Origin of the sequence: Methylophaga sp. UBA2513 (assembly GCF_002341285.1) — a bacterium.
GTDB classification, from domain to species: domain Bacteria; phylum Pseudomonadota; class Gammaproteobacteria; order Nitrosococcales; family Methylophagaceae; genus Methylophaga; species Methylophaga marina.
In genome coordinates this window covers 100,016-117,399 of the sequence record NZ_DDNT01000001.1, presented here as the reverse complement: position 1 = coordinate 117,399, position 17,384 = coordinate 100,016, and the positions used below count along the sequence as shown (strand labels likewise).

19 protein-coding genes are annotated in these 17,384 nt (G+C 44.6%); 5 read left to right on the top strand and 14 right to left on the bottom strand.

The annotated features are described in order from the left end of the window. Window positions 1-55: 55 nt before the first annotated feature. Window positions 56-469 carry a ZapG family protein gene (locus B3V56_RS00565; protein ID WP_289283250.1) on the bottom strand — a complete coding sequence of 138 codons (414 nt, stop codon included), beginning with the start codon at window positions 467-469 and terminating at the stop codon, window positions 56-58. Window positions 470-610: 141 nt separating this feature from the next. On the opposite strand from B3V56_RS00565, the gene B3V56_RS00560 reads away from it, so the two are divergent. From B3V56_RS00560 to B3V56_RS00550, 3 genes are read left to right on the top strand one after another with little or no spacing between them, the layout of a single operon-like run. Further along, a complete protein-coding gene (locus B3V56_RS00560; protein WP_289283848.1) occupies window positions 611-2,056 on the top strand; it encodes a helicase HerA-like C-terminal domain-containing protein in 1,446 nt (481 codons plus the stop codon). Between the two features lie 59 nt (window positions 2,057-2,115). Beyond that, entirely contained in the window at window positions 2,116-2,361 is a 246-nt protein-coding gene (gene ubiK, locus B3V56_RS00555; protein WP_289243476.1) for a ubiquinone biosynthesis accessory factor UbiK, read from the top strand. A 10-nt stretch (window positions 2,362-2,371) separates the two neighbouring features. Then, entirely contained in the window at window positions 2,372-2,686 is a 315-nt protein-coding gene (locus B3V56_RS00550) for a pyrimidine/purine nucleoside phosphorylase (protein ID WP_289283247.1), read from the top strand. Between the two features lie 68 nt (window positions 2,687-2,754). Here B3V56_RS00550 and B3V56_RS00545 read toward each other — a convergent pair whose 3' ends face one another. After that, a complete protein-coding gene (locus B3V56_RS00545; RefSeq protein ID WP_289283246.1) occupies window positions 2,755-3,918 on the bottom strand; it encodes a DUF481 domain-containing protein in 1,164 nt (387 codons plus the stop codon). Window positions 3,919-4,089: 171 nt separating this feature from the next. On the opposite strand from B3V56_RS00545, the gene B3V56_RS00540 reads away from it, so the two are divergent. Continuing rightward, window positions 4,090-5,592 carry a YifB family Mg chelatase-like AAA ATPase gene (locus B3V56_RS00540; protein ID WP_289283847.1) on the top strand — a complete coding sequence of 501 codons (1,503 nt, stop codon included), beginning with the start codon at window positions 4,090-4,092 and terminating at the stop codon, window positions 5,590-5,592. A gap of 69 nt (window positions 5,593-5,661) precedes the next feature. Beyond that, complete coding sequence (rep, locus tag B3V56_RS00535) at window positions 5,662-7,683, top strand: DNA helicase Rep (RefSeq protein WP_286304173.1); 2,022 nt, start codon at window positions 5,662-5,664, stop codon at window positions 7,681-7,683. Window positions 7,684-7,721: 38 nt separating this feature from the next. Here rep and B3V56_RS00530 read toward each other — a convergent pair whose 3' ends face one another. The 12 genes from B3V56_RS00530 to nth all read right to left on the bottom strand — a co-directional run bounded on the left by B3V56_RS00530 (window position 7,722) and on the right by nth (window position 17,384). Then, window positions 7,722-8,246, bottom strand: a complete 525-nt coding sequence (locus B3V56_RS00530; RefSeq protein WP_289283243.1) for a cytochrome b — start codon at window positions 8,244-8,246, stop codon at window positions 7,722-7,724. Window positions 8,247-8,318: 72 nt separating this feature from the next. Further along, a complete protein-coding gene (locus tag B3V56_RS00525; protein ID WP_286304175.1) occupies window positions 8,319-8,765 on the bottom strand; it encodes a YaiI/YqxD family protein in 447 nt (148 codons plus the stop codon). Continuing rightward, window positions 8,765-9,091: a Na+/H+ antiporter subunit G gene (locus B3V56_RS00520; RefSeq protein ID WP_286304176.1), complete on the bottom strand. Its 327-nt coding sequence runs from the start codon at window positions 9,089-9,091 to the stop codon at window positions 8,765-8,767. Before B3V56_RS00520 ends, B3V56_RS00525 begins: the two co-directional genes overlap by 1 nt. A gap of 3 nt (window positions 9,092-9,094) precedes the next feature. After that, window positions 9,095-9,364 carry a K+/H+ antiporter subunit F gene (locus B3V56_RS00515; protein ID WP_007146389.1) on the bottom strand — a complete coding sequence of 90 codons (270 nt, stop codon included), beginning with the start codon at window positions 9,362-9,364 and terminating at the stop codon, window positions 9,095-9,097. Further along, window positions 9,364-9,852 (bottom strand): Na+/H+ antiporter subunit E, encoded by a 489-nt coding sequence (locus B3V56_RS00510; RefSeq protein WP_286304177.1) that lies wholly within the window; start codon window positions 9,850-9,852, stop codon window positions 9,364-9,366. The genes B3V56_RS00515 and B3V56_RS00510 overlap by 1 nt, the downstream gene beginning before the upstream one ends. A 1-nt stretch (window position 9,853) precedes the next feature. Continuing rightward, a complete protein-coding gene (locus tag B3V56_RS00505; protein WP_289283241.1) occupies window positions 9,854-11,383 on the bottom strand; it encodes a monovalent cation/H+ antiporter subunit D in 1,530 nt (509 codons plus the stop codon). After that, entirely contained in the window at window positions 11,380-11,751 is a 372-nt protein-coding gene (locus tag B3V56_RS00500) for a Na+/H+ antiporter subunit C (RefSeq protein WP_289243403.1), read from the bottom strand. The genes B3V56_RS00505 and B3V56_RS00500 overlap by 4 nt, the downstream gene beginning before the upstream one ends. Continuing rightward, window positions 11,752-14,571: a monovalent cation/H+ antiporter subunit A gene (locus B3V56_RS00495; protein ID WP_289283239.1), complete on the bottom strand. Its 2,820-nt coding sequence runs from the start codon at window positions 14,569-14,571 to the stop codon at window positions 11,752-11,754. Window positions 14,572-14,676: 105 nt separating this feature from the next. After that, window positions 14,677-15,153, bottom strand: a complete 477-nt coding sequence (locus tag B3V56_RS00490; protein WP_289283238.1) for a c-type cytochrome — start codon at window positions 15,151-15,153, stop codon at window positions 14,677-14,679. Window positions 15,154-15,234: 81 nt separating this feature from the next. Further along, entirely contained in the window at window positions 15,235-16,236 is a 1,002-nt protein-coding gene (locus B3V56_RS00485) for a zinc-binding alcohol dehydrogenase family protein (protein WP_289283846.1), read from the bottom strand. A 66-nt stretch (window positions 16,237-16,302) separates the two neighbouring features. Continuing rightward, window positions 16,303-16,728 (bottom strand): DUF1841 family protein, encoded by a 426-nt coding sequence (locus tag B3V56_RS00480; protein WP_289283845.1) that lies wholly within the window; start codon window positions 16,726-16,728, stop codon window positions 16,303-16,305. Next, a complete protein-coding gene (nth, locus tag B3V56_RS00475; RefSeq protein WP_286304184.1) occupies window positions 16,728-17,384 on the bottom strand; it encodes an endonuclease III in 657 nt (218 codons plus the stop codon). Before nth ends, B3V56_RS00480 begins: the two co-directional genes overlap by 1 nt.

Below are 17,384 nucleotides of genomic sequence, written 5' to 3'. Positions count from 1 at the left end.
GTGAAACAAAAAAGCCAGCTTTAAGCTGGCTTTTTTTATGAATCGATATATTTTTTTATCGGCTCAAGGCGTCTTCATCACCTTTATGGTTTGGGTGTATGAAGTTGGACTCTTTCGCTGTCTGCGTATCCGGGCCATCTAAAAGCGCGCCAGCACGATCAGGCAACACACGCTGGTCAGTAAAGTTGCCAAGTTCTTCATAGCCATGAGAAAGATGATCAAACAGCTCTTTGTACGAACCCGCCATATCCTTAAAAGCTTGTGCCGTTTTGTCGTAATGGGCATGTACTTTTTGTTTATAGGCATCAAGTTCGGCTTGTTTATCGGCCAGTTGACGATCATATGACTCAGCGATTTCTTTCATTTGATGATCACTGCCGGGAGCTTGGCGACGTCCCAGAGCAAAGCCGAGCAATGCAGCAATGATAGCGATGACAATCGTGATTGCCCAGATTTCCGTTGAGGTCATAGTTCTTCCCGTTAAAAGTGAATAAGCTCTAGTCTAGCCATTGAGTGTCCTCATGACAAACCGTTTTATTGAAAGGTTTTATTTTGTGATTTAATAAGCCATTGATATCACTTCTATCCGCCATTGCTGAAAGGATACATCATGGTTTCACCTCTTTTCTTGGGTCAGTCAACACAGCCCGTCACCTTATTAGCTAATATGGCAAACCGTCATGGTCTGATTGCTGGTGCGACAGGGACAGGCAAAACCGTCACGCTTCAGGTGCTGGCAGAAAGCTTCAGTCAGATAGGTGTGCCTGTATTTGCAGCAGATATTAAAGGGGACTTATCGGGAATCAGTCAGCCGGGTAAACCGCATCCCAAAATTAATGAGCGTGTTGATCTGATGGGTCTATCAGATTTCGGCTTTACTGGAATGCCTGTCACGTTTTGGGATGTATTTGGCAAGCAAGGTCACCCACTTAGAGCAACGATTTCCGATATGGGGCCGTTGCTGTTATCCCGATTGATGAATTTGAATGAAACGCAGCAGGGCATTTTGAACTTGGTATTTCGCGTTGCCGATGACAATGGCTGGCTGGTTTTGGATTTAAAAGATCTCCGATCCATGCTGCAGTTTATTGCTGAGAATGCGGCAGAGTTCAGAACCTTATACGGCAATATTTCTGCTGCTAGTGTGGGCGCTATTCAACGTCGTTTATTAGGACTGGAAGAGCAGGGGGCTGACCAGTTATTTGGTGAGCCAATGTTTAATCTGGATGAGCTGTTGCAAACAGATGAACATGGGCGAGGCATCATTAACTTGCTGGCCGCTGACAGTCTAATGCAGTCGCCTAATCTTTATAGTGCTTTTTTACTCTGGCTGTTATCTGAATTATTTGAGCAATTACCCGAAGTAGGCGATCCTGAAAAACCGAAGTTGGTGCTGTTTTTTGATGAGGCTCATTTATTATTTGATGATGCGCCTAAAGTATTGTTGGATAAAATTGAGCAAGTCGTTCGACTTATTCGTTCAAAAGGCGTTGGCGTGTATTTTGTCACACAAAACCCGACGGATATTCCGGATAGTGTGTTGGGACAATTAGGCAACCGCATTCAACATGCTTTACGTGCATACACCGTAAAAGACCAAAAAGCGTTAAAAGCAGCTGCTGAAACGTTCCGTGATAACCCAGAATTTGATACCCGCGAAAAGCTGACGAGTTTAGGTGTGGGCGAAGCCCTGATCTCCACACTGGATGAAAAAGGTCGCCCGCAGGTGGTGCAGCAAACGCTTATCAAACCGCCACAGAGTCAGATTGGTCCCATTACTGAGCAGCAAAGACAGAGTCTGCTGAGCACGTCTTTAGTGGCCGGTGTTTATGACAAGACGCTGGATAGAGAGTCAGCCTATGAAGTGCTGGCAGAGCGTGCATTAAAAGCCCAGGAGGCTGAAAAGAATCAGCCTGAAGACGAACCCAAAACAATTAAGAGAAGGCGTGAAACCGTGCTGGAAGCCTTTGCAAAAAGTACGATGCGTGCAATTGGCAGTCAATTAGGTCGTCGAATTGTCAGAGGTATTCTGGGTTCCTTATTAGGCAAGAAATAACAAATTGAGTCTGTTTTTAAATGCCGTAGAATAGTCATGAAGATATAAGGGGAAAGATGATGATTGATACTAAGAAAATTGAAGAAGTCGTACAAAGCATCAGCAAAGCATTACCACCGGGTTTAGTGCAAATGCAGGAAGATGCTGAAAAGAATATTCGTTCAGCTCTCACCGCGACATTCACCAAGCTGGATTTAGTCACGCGTGAAGAGTTTGATGTACAGGCGCAAGTATTGTTGCGTACCCGTGAAAAGTTGGAGGCACTGGAACGACGTGTCGCCGAGTTAGAAAACCCACCTAAATAAGAGAAACACTATGTCTGAATTTACTAATGTCACGGTCACACGTGAAGCAAACGTTTATTTCGATGGTAATGTGACCAGCCGTAAAGTGACATTTGCTGATGGCAGCTACAAAACATTAGGCATTATGATGCCTGGTGAGTTTACCTTTGGTACTGAAAAAGCCGAATTGATGGAAATTATGGCAGGTAAACTGAGTTATCGATTGAAAGGAGATGCAGAGTGGATTGATGTGACAGCTGGCGAGTCCTTCAATGTGCCCGCTAACTCATCATTCGATATCCAGATTTTAGAGTTAGTGGATTACTGCTGTACTTACTTAGATTAATTTTATTTTTCTATCAGCAATAAAAAAGGCGCTTCAAGCGCCTTTTTTTATGTCTTTAAGAGAGAGCTTTATTCCCAATCATAGACTAAGTTCATTTGATACGTGGTATCAGTTGTCTCAGCGTCTTCAGCAGGTTGACTGTTATATTTGCTACGCAAGCTAGCACGTAACTTCCAGTCTTCTTTTTCAGTAATAGGCATTTCTCCACCAAAATTGGTGACAATCAGATAGTTGGTGCCAGGGCTGCTGAATGAGGGGTAGTAGGTCAGATCATGAAATAAACTGAGTTTACTGTTCATTTTGTATTTGATGTCATAGCCTAATACACCAGTTGGGTCTTTATCTTTTGTGCCATCGCTGTAGCTTTCAAAGCGATAACCCAGACCGGCGAAGCCCTTGAATTTGAGATCATCTTCACGAATGAAAAATCGACCTAAACTCGCTGCGGCAATGGCACGTAAGTCTAATTCTTCAAACTCATCAATTTCAAAGTCGGCTGAACCACGAGCAAACCACATTTCGCTGATATCACGTTCTAAAGATAGACCGGCCAGCTTTTGGTTGGCGGTTTGTTCGCCATCTTCTTTCTGGAAGTTAATTTCCATGTAGAGATTCATGCGTTCGGCATCTGTTTCACGGTTCAGCTCACCACGACCATGCGCGCCAAATCGATCTGTATTACCTGATGCGCCCGTGACACCCATTGCAATGCTGCCACTCCATGGATCACGCAGACGATTTCGTTCTTCACGTAGCGCGTTAATTGCTGTTTCATAAGACGTTTTTATGTCTTCGACTTCTTTTTCTTTGTCAGCTTTAATGGTTTCGATTTCGTCTTGATATTCTTGTTGTACAGCAAGAATTTGAGGTTTGGTGGCATCAGTAGCCCAGACGTTCTTGATATTTTTGGGGTCAATATCCACATTACCGAATGCTGTATTAGTCAGTTGCGCTTGGCCGTTATTATCAACAGATAGTTGGCCGACTATTCTGTCGCGGCTGTCTAACTCAATCAGATATTTTTTATCGGTAGTGATTTGGCTGACGCGAGCATAATCAATCGTGACTTCATTAGCGAAGGCTGTGTCCATGATTAATTGACCATTTGCGACTTGTTTTACTGTCCCTTTGAGCATACTGCCATCATCAAGAACGACTTGGTCAGCTACTGCGATATTGGTCAATGTGCTTGAAATTAATAAAAAAATAGTCCTCAAGCTAGGCTTGTACATATAAACTCCGGAGATTTGTATTAGATGAGTTGCGCACTACTAAACTAACACAAGCAACCTCGCTCGTAAAAACGCAACGCTTTTTTGTCCTTTATTTATTCGACAAGTTTCACGGCATCTCAAAAAAAGTTAGGCTAATATTTCTTTTTTACACTCAACCAAGGATGGAGTATGAGTATCGCAAAGGTTTACAGCCGTGCGGTGACAGGCATACATGCCCAAGAAGTCACAATTGAAGTGCACCTATCGAATGGTTTGCCTAGTTTGTCGATTGTAGGGATGCCAGAAACAGCGGTGAAAGAAAGTAAGGATAGGGTGCGTTCTGCCATTTTGAACTCCCAGTTTACCTTCCCCCAGCAACGTATCACTATCAATCTGGCTCCTGCAGATTTACCCAAGGAAGGCGGGCGGTTTGATTTACCCATAGCATTAGGCATCTTAGCCGCATCAAACCAGATTCCACTGCAGACAATTGCTGATAAGGAATTTATTGGTGAATTAGGGCTGGCTGGCGAATGTCGTTCTGTGCGGGGCGTATTGCCAACCGCACTGGCTGCATCGGCAGCTAAACGTACATTGATTCTGCCAGAAATCAATGCCGGCGAAGCAGCCTTAATTGAACAATGCGAGAGTTTTGGGGCGGATAATTTGCTCGCCGTATGCGCGCATTTACATGGACAGCAACGACTTAACCTGGCGAGTTCACCAGATTTATCTGATGCAGCAGACTATCCAGATCTCATTGATATTCGAGGGCAGTCTCATGCAAGAAGAGCACTAGAGATTGCCGCAGCAGGCTCACACAGTATTTTATTTTGTGGACCGCCTGGCACAGGGAAAACCATGCTTGCCAGCCGATTACCCGGCATATTAACCACGATGTCTGAAGCTGAAGCAGTAGAAACGGCAGCCATACATTCTATTGCTTCTAACGGTTTTGATCCTGGTCATTGGCGTCAGCGTCCATTTCGTTCACCTCATCACACAGCATCTGCTGTGGCTTTAGTGGGGGGAGGCAGTCATCCGAGACCGGGAGAAATATCATTAGCGCATAATGGCGTACTTTTTCTTGATGAACTCCCTGAGTTTGACCGGCGTGTGTTGGAAGTGCTGCGCGAGCCAATAGAATCTGGCAAAATCTCGGTGTCGAGAGCAGCTCATCAGGCGGAGTTTCCAGCCCGCTTTCAACTGGTGGCAGCCATGAATCCGTGTCCATGTGGTTATCTGGGCGAGTCTCGCTGTCGGTGCACAGAAGAGCAAGTTCGTCGCTATCGTGCTAAAGTCTCCGGCCCATTGCTGGACAGAATTGATATGTTGGTTGACGTGCCTGCGGTAGATAAAAGCTTATTAAGACATCAACATGTCGATGTGACAGCCGAATATTCAGAACAGGTTCGGCATCGAGTAGAAAAAGCCCGCAAGAGACAGCTCGATCGACAGCGTAAAGCCAATAATTTGTTAGACCAAAAAGAAATTGAGGATGTGTGTCTGTTGAGTGAAGACGATTATCAGCTAGTGGAAAAGGCGATTGTCCGCCTTGGACTATCAGCACGGGCCTACCATCGAATTCTAAAAGTGGCGAGAACGATTGCTGATCTTGCAGGAAGTCGTCAAATACAAACTGAACATCTCAGCGAAGCCATTAGCTATCGTCGGCTTGATGTAGGTCACTAATGTTGCCGCTTTTTACCTTATTTGTTGAGTGGAAACACTCTTTTGATCATGTAGTTTTCAGAGGCGTTAATGCTCAATGATCTTAACCCGCAGCAGCAGGAAGCTGCGCGTCATATAGATGGACCCCTCTTAGTTTTAGCTGGTGCCGGTAGTGGTAAGACGCGGGTTATAACCCGAAAGATTGCCTATCTGATTGAGCAATGTGGTATTCCAGCCAAAAATATTGCTGCAGTCACTTTCACCAATAAAGCGGCGCGTGAGATGAAAACCCGTGTGTCTGAATTGATGGCCAGTCGTCAAAATTCGGCGGCAGCACGTGGTTTGATGGTCTCAACTTTCCACACACTTGGTTTGAATATTCTACGCCGTGAATATAAATCACTCGGATACCGCAGTGGTTTTTCTATTTTTGATGCTCAAGACAGTCTGGCGGTATTACGTGATCTGATGGGACGTGATTTTGCTGCAGATAGTGAGCATGCTGAACAGGTGCAGTGGCAAATATCAGAGTGGAAGAATCAGCTGATTCTGCCTGACAAGGCCATGCAAATTGCTGAAGCAGGTACGCAAATGGCCGCAGCGAAAGTGTATCCACTTTATACCGCTGCGTTACAAGCCTATAACGCCGTTGATTTTGATGATTTGATACTCAAACCGGTGGTGTTATTTCGTGAAAATCCTGAAGTATTAAAAAAGTGGCAAGCGCGTATTCACTATTTATTAGTGGATGAGTATCAGGATACCAATGGCTGCCAGTATGAGCTGGTCAAGCAGCTGGTCGGCATTCGTGAAGCACTGACAGTGGTAGGTGATGATGATCAGTCTGTCTATTCATGGCGTGGTGCCCGACCGGAAAATCTGGCACAACTACAGACCGACTATCCTCGTCTGAAACTGATTAAACTCGAACAAAATTACCGTTCCATGAGCCGCATTCTACGAGTGGCTAATACTCTGATACGCAATAATCCTCACGTATTTGAAAAGCAATTATGGAGTGCACTGGGAGAGGGTGATCCGATACGGGTGATCGGCTGTCGAGATGATGATCATGAATCAGAAAAAGTGGTGTCTGAGCTGCTTTATCACAAGCTGAAACATCAGGCCAGTTTCAAAGATTATGCGATCCTCTATCGCAGTAATCATCAGTCCAGACCGATTGAACGTGTATTACGTGAACATAATGTGCCTTACTTCTTAACTGGCGGCACATCGTTTTTCTCACGGATCGAAGTGAAAGACATCATGGCCTATCTGAGATTGCTAGCGAATCAGGATGATGACAATGCCTTCCTTCGGGTTATTAATACGCCGCGCCGTGGGATAGGTTCAAGCACTCTACAAGCTCTCGGTAATTATGCTACTGAGCGTAAAACCAGTTTGTTTGGTGCCTGCTTTGAGATGGGCCTGGCTGAAAAATTGCCTGAAAAAGCGATTCTGAATCTGACCCATTTTGCTAACTGGTTGGTTGATATTGCAGATAGAGCTAAACGTGGTGACTTAATGAGTGCGATCCGCGATATGGTCGAAGAAATCGAATATCGTGGTTGGCTGGAAGAGACCAGTGGTGATCCGAATAAAGCAGAGCGGCGCATGGACAACGTGCTCGAGCTGTTGAGCTGGATTGAACGTATCATCGAAAATGATACCGAAGAGAAAAGTATTGGCGATATTGCAGCCAGACTGACATTGATGGACATTCTGGATCGTCAGGAAGACGAAAACCAAGCTGATGCCGTGCATTTGATGACCTTACATGCTGCAAAAGGTCTGGAGTTTCCACATGTATTCATGATTGGCATGGAAGAAGAAATTCTGCCTCACCGAACTAGTATCGAAGAAGGCACCATCGAAGAAGAACGTCGCCTGACCTATGTCGGTATTACCCGAGCCCAACGCAGTCTGGTCATGACGATGGCCAATACGCGTAAGCGTTATGGGGAGAAGATGGAGTGTGAGGAAAGCCGTTTTCTTCGTGAGTTACCATCAGATGATCTGATTTGGATGTCTGAAAAAACACAGGCTGATCCGGAAGAACGCAAAGAGCGTGGTAAGGCGCATCTCTCTAATATTCGGCAAATGCTGAAATAAAAAAAGCCCGGTGACTGAAGTGACCGGGCTTTTTTATGCTAAACCATGCGGCGAAGCGTGTCGTCTTTGCGTATAAAGTGATGGTAGAGTGCAGCGCCAATATGGCCGACCACCAAAATAACCAGTACGATAGCTAATACTGAGTGTAACTCGCCGATATCATGGGCCCATTGCACTTTATCTGCTGGTTTTTCAACGAGCACCTGACCAAATATTTTGACTGGATACCCATGTCCATGGATATATAGTGCACCCAGTGGTGGCATAGCAATCAGGCAAAAATACATGATGCTATGTACCGTTTTTACCAGTTTGCTGTTAGCACCTTCAATAATCGGACGTTGATTTTTTTGTTTCATACTCCACAATAAACGCACTATGGCGAGAATCATAATGATTGCGCCTATCGACACATGATAGGGACCGAACGTGTCGCCTAACCAGTGTTTACCATCGTTAATCCGATCAGCAAATTTAAAAAATTGTTGGAAAACAAGTACGGCTACTAACCAGTGGAAAAAACGCGTCACACTGCCATATCGGTCTATCGAATCATTTATCATTTCTCTCTCCTTTGTGAAAACCATCGCTGAGACAGAATTATCAATACAATTGTTCCGGTTATTTGGTTTTTATTAAAATGATGATTGAATAATTTTGTCGAGTTGATTGGCAAACTGCATTCTGTCACGGTGATTAAAGGCATTCTGTCCACCTGTATCCACACCGCTTGAACGCATGGTATCCATAAAATTACGCATGGTTAAACGTGCAGCAATATTGCTTTTATCCATTAGTTCACCACGTGGGCTGAGGCAGATGCCGCCACGATCAATCACATCGTTGGCAAGTGGAATGTCAGCAGTGATAACTAAATCTTTCATTTGAACACGGCGGGCTATCTCATCATCTGCCATGTCAAAACCTGAGGCGACTTGAATAAACTGAATTTGATTATCTGCCGGCACCTTAATCGCGTGGTTTGCAATAAAGGTCAGCGGCAGGGAGGTGCGTCTTGAAGCCCGAATCAGGATTTCTTTAATAACAGCCGGACAAGCGTCGGCATCGACCCAGATATGCATTATTCTTCCTGGTCAGATTTATTCAACGTACGTTTTTCTTGTCTGACTTTAATATGAAGTGCAGCCTTTGCCATCAAATGTGCACTGACTGGAGCGGTGATAAATAAAAATAAAGTCACCAGTATTTCATGCAAACTGATACCGTCAGTTTTGGTACTGAAATGAATGGCAGATGCCACCAGAACAGCACCGACACCTAAAGTACTGGCTTTGGTGGGACCATGTAAACGCATATAAAAGTCAGGCAGTTTGAATAAGCCTAGGGAACCGACCAGCGTAAAGAAACCACCCAGAATAATCAGAATAGATAATAAAATTTCTAACATGATTTATTCCATTATGTCGCCGCGCAGCAGGTATTTGCTTAGCGCGAGTGTACCCATAAACCCCATCAACGCAATCAATAGAGCGGCTTCGTAATAAAGATTGCTTCGCAGGAAAATACCCAGCAGGATAAGTAGGGCAATTGAATTAATATACAGTGTATCGAGGGCCAGAATTCTATCCGGCACACTAGGACCGATAAGTAGTCGATAAAGGCTCAATAGCAGGGCCGTACACACCATAACGCAGGCTGTAATGATGGCGATATTCAGCATTAGTTGAAAATCTCCTTTAACGGTTTTTCAAACAGCTGTTTGATTTCATCAATGGTTGTTTGGGCATCATCGATATGCAGGGCATGAATCAACAGCTTTTTCTGGTCTTTAGACAAGTCACAGGTGACAGTCCCGGGAGTCAGTGAAATGGTATTGGCAAGAATACTGATCGCCAATGGTGAGGTTAAATCCAATGGTATCTCAACAAAACCGGGTCGCAGTTTATCTGAGGACATGAGAATAAGACGCGCCACATGAATATTGGCAATCACTATCTGCCAGAGCACAGAGCTGAAAAACTTAATCAGCAACCATGGCCGACGTACCATGACGCGCTCCTCCCAGAATCCAGCACTGAACCAAGGAATAAATATTGCGAGTAAGCCACCTAAAATCATATGGCCAGCCGATAAGGTGTTATTCAATAAAAGCCAGATAGCCCATAAGGCCAGAGTGAGAAATGGATGAGGAAAGCATTTTCGCCACATATTATTCTCCTCCCTGATAGGCAGGCTGGCCCATTACTGCATCAATATAAGCTTGATGATCATTCAGTTGTGAAGCCACACTCTGGGTAAAATCAGATATAGGACCGGCTGCAATGACTAATATCGGACTGGCTAGCACTAAAACTAAAGCCAGTGCCAATGCACGTATATTCAGCTTTTCACTGTCATCATCGAGAGAGGTATCCGTTTGATAGAAAATGATTGAGCCTGACCGTGCCATCGCCATAATCATTAATAAGCTGCCTATTAAAATGATGGCATAGATCCAGGTACTTAATGTGCTGCTCAGCGCGGCTTCCAAAATCATTACTTTACCGATAAACCCTGACAGTGGTGGCATGCCTACAATAGCAATAGCGGTAATGAAAAACACAGAGCCTAAAAGAATGGCATGTTTCATTGGGGCGCCAGGACGTAACCTATCAGAGTATGAGCCTCTGGCACGAGCAATGATGTCGGCTACCAGAAATAATCCGGCACCAATCAGCGTGGAATGAATTAGATAATACAAGGTAGCCGCTAAGGCTTCGGTTGTATTAATCCCGATACCAATCAAAAGCGTGGCGACGGAAGCCAGTATCAGAAAAGCGGTTTGTTCTTTTAATGCACGGGATGCAAATACGCCAAGGACGGCCATTGCTAACGTGACCAAGCCAAGACTTAATACTACCTCAGCATGTAAGCCAACTAGCGCGCTTGCCTGTTCTGAGAATAACGTGCCGTGAACGCGAATAATCGCGTAGAGACCCACTTTGGTCATGATCGCAAATAAAGCAGCCACGGCAGCAGAGGTATTGGCATAGGCACCAGGTAGCCACAAATAGAGCGGGAAAATAGCCGCTTTGATACCAAACACCACTAAAAGAAGCAGTCCAGCTGCTGCCACAATACCTTGATCAGCACTGTCCAGCTGAGCAATGTGCGTAGACATATCAGCGATATTTAATGTGCCCAAAATGCCATAGAGTGTACCCACAGCGAATAAAAACAAACTGGAGCCGACCAGATTAATGACGACATAATGCAGCCCGCCTTTAGTGCGAAGACGACCGCCGCCATGGAGTAATAAGCCATATGATGCGAGTAACAGCACTTCGAAGAAGACAAACAGGTTAAACAAGTCACCAGTCAGGAAGGCACCATTCAGACCAAAAAGCTGGATTTGATAGAGCACATGAAAATGTTGACCTTTTTTATCAGTACCCTGAGAAATGGCATAAGCCAATGCAATAACAGCCAGTATGGAGGTCAGCAGTATCATCAAGGAAGATAGCTTATCCAACACCATCACGATGCCAAATGGCGCTGTCCAGTTACCAAGTAAGTAAACAGAATAATCACCACTATTGGCGATAGTGACGGTATAGATACTCAGCAACAGCAGAGCCATAGTGAATATCAGGCTAACTACACGCTGCAGCGGGATACCTTTGGGCCGAAAAAATAATGTCAGTATGCCACCCAATAAAGGTAACAAAATAAGCAGAATAGGCAGCTGTGACAGTGTCATTTGGCATCTCCTCCTGCTACTTTATTCTCCTGTTCTTCAGCCACATAACTCATGCCATCGACGTGATCGTTACCTAGTTCACTACGTGCTTTTAAAGCCAGAACAATCAAAAATGCCGTCATGCCAAATGCGATGACGATGGCGGTTAATACCAGCGCCTGAGGAAGAGGATCGGTATATTTGGTTGTTTCCGCAGAGATAATGGCAGCCTCACCAATTTGTAAGCGTCCCATAACGAATAAAAATACATTCACTGCATAGGAAATCAGCGTTAACCCCAGTACCAGAGGAAAGGTACGAGCCCGAAGCACAAGGTAGACACCACTTGATGTCATGACACCTATCGCGATGGCAACTAACCACTCCATCTATTTTTTCTCCTGTTGAGCTAAACCATGAGATGCGTGACTGAGCTTACCCAGTTCGACCAGAATAAGTACGGTTGCACCAACGACCACCAGAAATACACCTAAATCAAATATCATGGCACTGGCAATTTCAAATTTGCCAACAATCGGCCATGTCAGATAGGTGAATGTCGTCGTTAGGAACGGATAAGACAGGAACATGGCTGCTAACCCGGTGACAAAAGCTGCTGTTAAACCAACCGCAATGACTTTATGCATATCCACTTTGATTCTGGCGTTTGTCCAGGCAATACCGTTTGCAAGATACTGTGAAATGAGTGCTACTGCAGCAATCAATCCTGCGATAAAGCCACCACCAGGTAAGTTGTGACCTCGCAAGAAGATAAAGACGGCAACCATCAACATTAATGGGAATAGCAGTCTTGTCAGTGTTTGCATAATCGGCGGGTGAGGATCATGACTCCACTCACGTCCCTCTGTGTCACGTTGCGGTGCAGGTAATTTCAGATCTTTGAGTAGCGCAAAAATACCCAGACCAGCTAAGGCTAGTACAACAATTTCGCCCAATGTATCAAAGCCACGGAAGTCAACGAGAATAACATTCACCACGTTAGTACCACCGCCACCAGGCTTGCTGTTCTCAAGGAAGAATCCAGAAATACTCGCGTAATCCCGGCTCATTACAGCCATGGCTAATAACATGACAGTGACACCTGCAGAAATGGATAAAACCAGATCACGAAACAGTCGTCTATGACTTCTTTCCTGAGGACTGTGCTGTGGTAAGAAGAACAGAGCCAATAACAGCAGCACAATCGTGACGACTTCAACGGATAATTGCGTCAAAGCCAAATCAGGTGCTGAGAATTTCACAAAGCCCAGGGAGACGATCAAACCAATCACACCGATAATAATCAGTGAAACAAGTCTTTGATGATGCAATAACGCCGTTAATATACTGGCAATCACAAGAATACCCACTTGCACCATGGTGAGCAGGTTCGCATCCAGTAAAGTGCGGTCACCAAACAGTGGGCTATCAAACTGTAAAAATCCATACAATGTTGCCGCGACACCAGACAGCAATACCCAACTAATGGCATTTTGCAAAGAGCCACGATCAAATAATCGACTGATTCTGCCACTCAGCACTAATAAACCGTGTGTGATTCTGTTAAACAGTGTTTTCGCATCCAGGCGAGGTAAATTTGTATCGTGCCAGCGGAATAATTTTTCCCGATAGAAATAGACAATAACGCCGAATAACAGAGCAATAAAACTCATTAATAAAGGGATATTGAAACCATGCCAGATAGCGAGACTATAATCAGGTGGTACAGATTGTATGCTCGCCGCGACAGCCACACTTAGAATCGGGGCGACAATCAGCATGGGTACCATACCCACCCCAAGACACAGCAATACCAGAATATCGACAGGTATCTTCATAAACCGTGGTGGTTCATGTGGTGTTTTGCTTAAGCCCTGAGGTTCACCATTAAAAAATACATCGTGGATAAATCGTAGCGAGTAAGCAACAGAAAAAACGGCGCCGAATGTCACAATGACGGGAATCGCCCAACTAAGAGTATGGTGATCCGTTGCGGTTAAAGCTTGTTGGAAAAACATTTCCTTACTCAGGAAACCATTCAGAAGGGGAACACCTGCCATGGCAGACGCCGCGATCATGGCGAGTACAGCGGTATGTGGCATGTATTTTAATAAGCCATTAACTTTGCGCATATCGCGGGTGCCACATTCATGATCGATGATTCCAGCCACCATGAATAACGATGCTTTGAAGGTCGCATGATTAATGATGTGGAAGATGGCCGCCACAGCAGCTAACTTGGTGCTAAAACCAAATAACAGTGTGATTAGTCCAAGATGACTTATGGTGGAATAGGCTAATAGTCCTTTTAAATCATGCTTAAAGAGTGCGGTATAGGCGCCCAGCACCATAGTTATCATACCTGCCCCACCCACTAACCAACCCCAGGCCTCAGTGCCTGAAAGAACCGGAAATAGTCGAGCAAGAATAAAAATACCGGCTTTCACCATTGTGGCTGAATGTAAGTAGGCCGATACAGGGGTCGGTGCTGCCATGGCGTGAGGCAGCCAGAAGTGAAAAGGGAATTGAGCCGACTTGGTAAAGACGCCCAATAAAATTAATACTAATGCCGTCAGATAGTGTTCATTTTGGCGAATAAGATCGCCTGATGCCAACACGTCGGTGAGATTAAAGCTGCCAACCATATTGCCAATCATTAATACGCCAGCCAGCATAGCTAAACCACCGGCACCTGTGATGGTCAGTGCCATTCTTGCACCATCGCGGGCATCTTGGCTGTACTGCCAGTAGCTGATCAATAAAAATGACGTTAAGGATGTTAATTCCCAGAATATAACAAGCTGAATTAAATTTTCTGAAAGCACAATGCCTAACATTGAGCCCATAAACATCAATAAATACGCAAAAAAACGGCCCATTGAGTCCTGAGCCGATAAATAATAGCGTGCATACAGAATGACAAGTAGTCCAATCAGTAAGATCAGAAAACTAAAGAGTAGCGACAGGCCATCAAGTCGAAACGCGAAATCTAAACCCAGTGCAGGTAGCCATGACCAGCTCTGAATCAGTGTTTCATTATCAAAAGGAATATGAACAGCTGGCATCAAGATCAATAGTGCTAAAAAGGTGACAATGCCCGCCACCCAGGCAGAGGCAACACGATTAAATCTTGCAGCCCATGCGGCAATAGGTGCGCCCAGAAAAGGGATTAGAGCAACTAAAGGTAAGTTGAACGCCAATAAATTCATTGATTTTCCTGTTATCTAACGGGTGCTCATATTCTATATTTATACATGAAAAAGCACTGTAGAGCAGCGCTCTACAGTGCTTTTTTGTTCATTTCAGACTTTACGCTATTGTGATTGAGCGACCATGTAGTCTACCGCTTCCATTATTGCTTCATCACTCAGATCAGAACGACCACCTTTAGCAGGCATCATATTAAAGCCTTCAATAGCATGCTTATGCAGGGTGTCGATACCTTTTTCAATACGTGGAGCCCAGTCTGCAGCATTGCCAATTTTAGGTGAATTCATCAGTCCAGAAGCATGGCAGGCAGCACAGACTTGCGTCACGATTTGTTCACCGGCGCCACCAGTATTGGTATCTTCTTCTGCAGGTGCTGCTTGCACAGCAGGCGGTTCACCAATGTTGACTTCTGCAACGGGTTTGATACGTTCAGCGACCGCTTCTTCATCCATGCTGGCTGGAGCGGTTGCATTCTTGCCCAATTCGAGTGCGTTATCCAGCACAACTAATATCAAACCGAAAAGTATTAATACGGTGACAATACTACCAATTAGAAATTGACCAGAATTATTATTATTCACTGAAAACCTCTGCTTATTTTAATAATGGCGATGATTATACGGTTAACGAACTTTCTGTGCCACGAAAAGCAACAGAAAGGATTAGTTCTCTATTGCCGATAAACATATTTTCCCTATGGTATGACCGGATAGTAAACGTTGGTGGGCTTGTTCAATATTACTGGCAGACATCGGCCCCAATGTCTGTTTGTGAGTACATTTAAGCGTTTCTATATCCAGCATTTCTGAGATGCTATTCAGTATATGATGTTGCTCGATCATATCGGCTGTTTTGTACATAGGTCTGGCAAACATAAACTCCCAGACAATGCCTGCACTTTTATTTTTGAGCTTGTCTATATTGTGATTTTGCTCGCTTGTGACAACAAAACAAATCATGCCTTGAGGGGCTAGCAAATCGGTCAGTTCATCGTAGTATGGGTCAGTATCTGCTAAGCATAAAATATAATCGGGAGCAGCAATATTTAATGCTGAGTAATGATCCGTTAATTGTTGATGGTTGATGACGTGATCTGCACCCATTGCATAGCACCAATCGATAGACTCTTTACGAGATGCTGTTGCCACGACATTGAACTTTGCAACCTGTTTAGCCAGTTGAATAGCAATTGAGCCTACACCGCCGGCACCGCCAACAATCAGGATGGTTTTACCTTTATCCAGATCGGGCTGAATGCGCATTCTTGAGAATAGGGCTTCCCACGCAGTAATACTGGTAAGCGGCATGGCAGCAGCTTGTTCAGCAGTGAAATTTTGTGGGGCCTTGCCGACAATGCGTTCATCAACTAATTGATGTGAGGCATAACAGCCATCACGCGTGACATCGCCAGCGTAGAAAACTTTATCGCCAACTTTAAATAGTTCACACTCATCACCTGTCTCGACAACAGTGCCAGAGGCATCCCAACCAATAATTTTGGCCTTGTCATTATTGTCACCCAGGCTGGCTTTAATTTTTGTATCAACAGGGTTAACAGCAATCGCTTCTATTTTGATAAGAAGATCATGTCCTTTGGGTGAGGGTGTCTCGCGCTCGAGTTCTTGTGCTTGTCCATTGGCTTGAAAAAATCCATAGGCTTTCATTCACTTTGCTCCGCTTGTGGCTATTTGATGTTAATGACCCAATAGTATGAATTAAGTTGCTGTGATTTATGGCAAAAGCTGCTTCAAAGCGTTTAGGTACTCGTCTTCTGATGGTGGCATGCCATCACGTTGTGCTTGCCATATAGATTGCGCCAGACAGTCCATCATCATGTGATCACAGTGATGTGGGTCTTGTTTGGAATGAAGTAATTGCTGATAGATGTCACGAATACCCTGGGGTCTATTTGTTTGAATCTGTTCGTGCAGAGCCAGATGTAACCCCATATGTAAATAAGGGTTGGTTTCGCCAGCTTCAACGAAGTAGTCTTGATCGATTTTATCTGGTTGATTAAATAAGGCGTGATATTCGGGATGAATCTCAATGATATGAGCGATGTGTTTTTCGAGCTCGGTGAGGGGGGCGCTAGTATGGAATTTCTTCCAAACATCGAAATAGACTTGTCTGATTTCTTGTCGGTTTTGACCAAACATTATGATGCAGTTCGTGACTGACGACGTTGCTGGTCACGGTAATAGTCACAATATTGGGTGACAGAGCAGGTGTCACATTTTGGTTTACGCGCCAGACAGACATAGCGGCCATGTAATATTAGCCAGTGATGCGCATCTAACAGATAGTCTTTCGGGACAACTTTCATAAGTTTGTCTTCGACCGCCTTAACCGTTTTTCCTTTTGCCAGCCCTGTTCTGTTAGATAAACGAAAGATATGCGTGTCTACGGCAATGACAGGGTGTTTAAAAACGGTGTTTAAGATAACGTTAGCGGTCTTGCGACCAACACCAGGTAAGGCTTCCAGTGCTTCCCTATCTTCTGGGACCTGACTGTTATGTTGCTCAATTAAAATTCGACAGGTCTTGATGACATTTTCAGCCTTGCTGTTGAATAAACCAATCGTTTTGATGTATTGCTTTAAGCCATCCACTCCCAAGGCGAGAATTTGCTCAGGCGTATTCGCTATGGGGTACAGTTTGTCCGTGGCTTTGTTTACTCCCACATCCGTTGCTTGAGCTGACAGAATCACAGCAATCAGTAACTCAAAAGGAGAAGAGTAATGAAGCTCCGTCGTAGGGGCCGGGTTATGTGCTTTTAAAGTAGCAAAAAAGTCACGCCGTTGAGCCTGGTTCAT

Bases quoted from the DNA above. Each gene is read 5' to 3' on its own strand.
- nth (WP_286304184.1), bottom strand. From the start codon at position 17,384: ATGAACCAGGCTCAACGGCGTGACTTTTTTGCTACTTTAAAAGCACAT.
- B3V56_RS00515 (WP_007146389.1), bottom strand. From the start codon at position 9,364: ATGCTGAATATCGCCATCATTACAGCCTGCGTTATGGTGTGTACGGCC.
- B3V56_RS00510 (WP_286304177.1), bottom strand. From the start codon at position 9,852: ATGTGGCGAAAATGCTTTCCTCATCCATTTCTCACTCTGGCCTTATGG.
- B3V56_RS00530 (WP_289283243.1), bottom strand. From the start codon at position 8,246: ATGATAAATGATTCGATAGACCGATATGGCAGTGTGACGCGTTTTTTC.
- B3V56_RS00545 (WP_289283246.1), bottom strand. From the start codon at position 3,918: ATGTACAAGCCTAGCTTGAGGACTATTTTTTTATTAATTTCAAGCACA.
- B3V56_RS00485 (WP_289283846.1), bottom strand. From the start codon at position 16,236: ATGAAAGCCTATGGATTTTTTCAAGCCAATGGACAAGCACAAGAACTC.
- B3V56_RS00540 (WP_289283847.1), top strand. From the start codon at position 4,090: ATGAGTATCGCAAAGGTTTACAGCCGTGCGGTGACAGGCATACATGCC.
- B3V56_RS00505 (WP_289283241.1), bottom strand. From the start codon at position 11,383: ATGACACTGTCACAGCTGCCTATTCTGCTTATTTTGTTACCTTTATTG.
- B3V56_RS00525 (WP_286304175.1), bottom strand. From the start codon at position 8,765: ATGCATATCTGGGTCGATGCCGACGCTTGTCCGGCTGTTATTAAAGAA.
- B3V56_RS00550 (WP_289283247.1), top strand. From the start codon at position 2,372: ATGTCTGAATTTACTAATGTCACGGTCACACGTGAAGCAAACGTTTAT.
- B3V56_RS00565 (WP_289283250.1), bottom strand. From the start codon at position 469: ATGACCTCAACGGAAATCTGGGCAATCACGATTGTCATCGCTATCATT.
- ubiK (WP_289243476.1), top strand. From the start codon at position 2,116: ATGATTGATACTAAGAAAATTGAAGAAGTCGTACAAAGCATCAGCAAA.
- rep (WP_286304173.1), top strand. From the start codon at position 5,662: ATGCTCAATGATCTTAACCCGCAGCAGCAGGAAGCTGCGCGTCATATA.
- B3V56_RS00560 (WP_289283848.1), top strand. From the start codon at position 611: ATGGTTTCACCTCTTTTCTTGGGTCAGTCAACACAGCCCGTCACCTTA.
- B3V56_RS00480 (WP_289283845.1), bottom strand. From the start codon at position 16,728: ATGTTTGGTCAAAACCGACAAGAAATCAGACAAGTCTATTTCGATGTT.
- B3V56_RS00500 (WP_289243403.1), bottom strand. From the start codon at position 11,751: ATGGAGTGGTTAGTTGCCATCGCGATAGGTGTCATGACATCAAGTGGT.
- B3V56_RS00520 (WP_286304176.1), bottom strand. From the start codon at position 9,091: ATGTTAGAAATTTTATTATCTATTCTGATTATTCTGGGTGGTTTCTTT.
- B3V56_RS00495 (WP_289283239.1), bottom strand. From the start codon at position 14,571: ATGAATTTATTGGCGTTCAACTTACCTTTAGTTGCTCTAATCCCTTTT.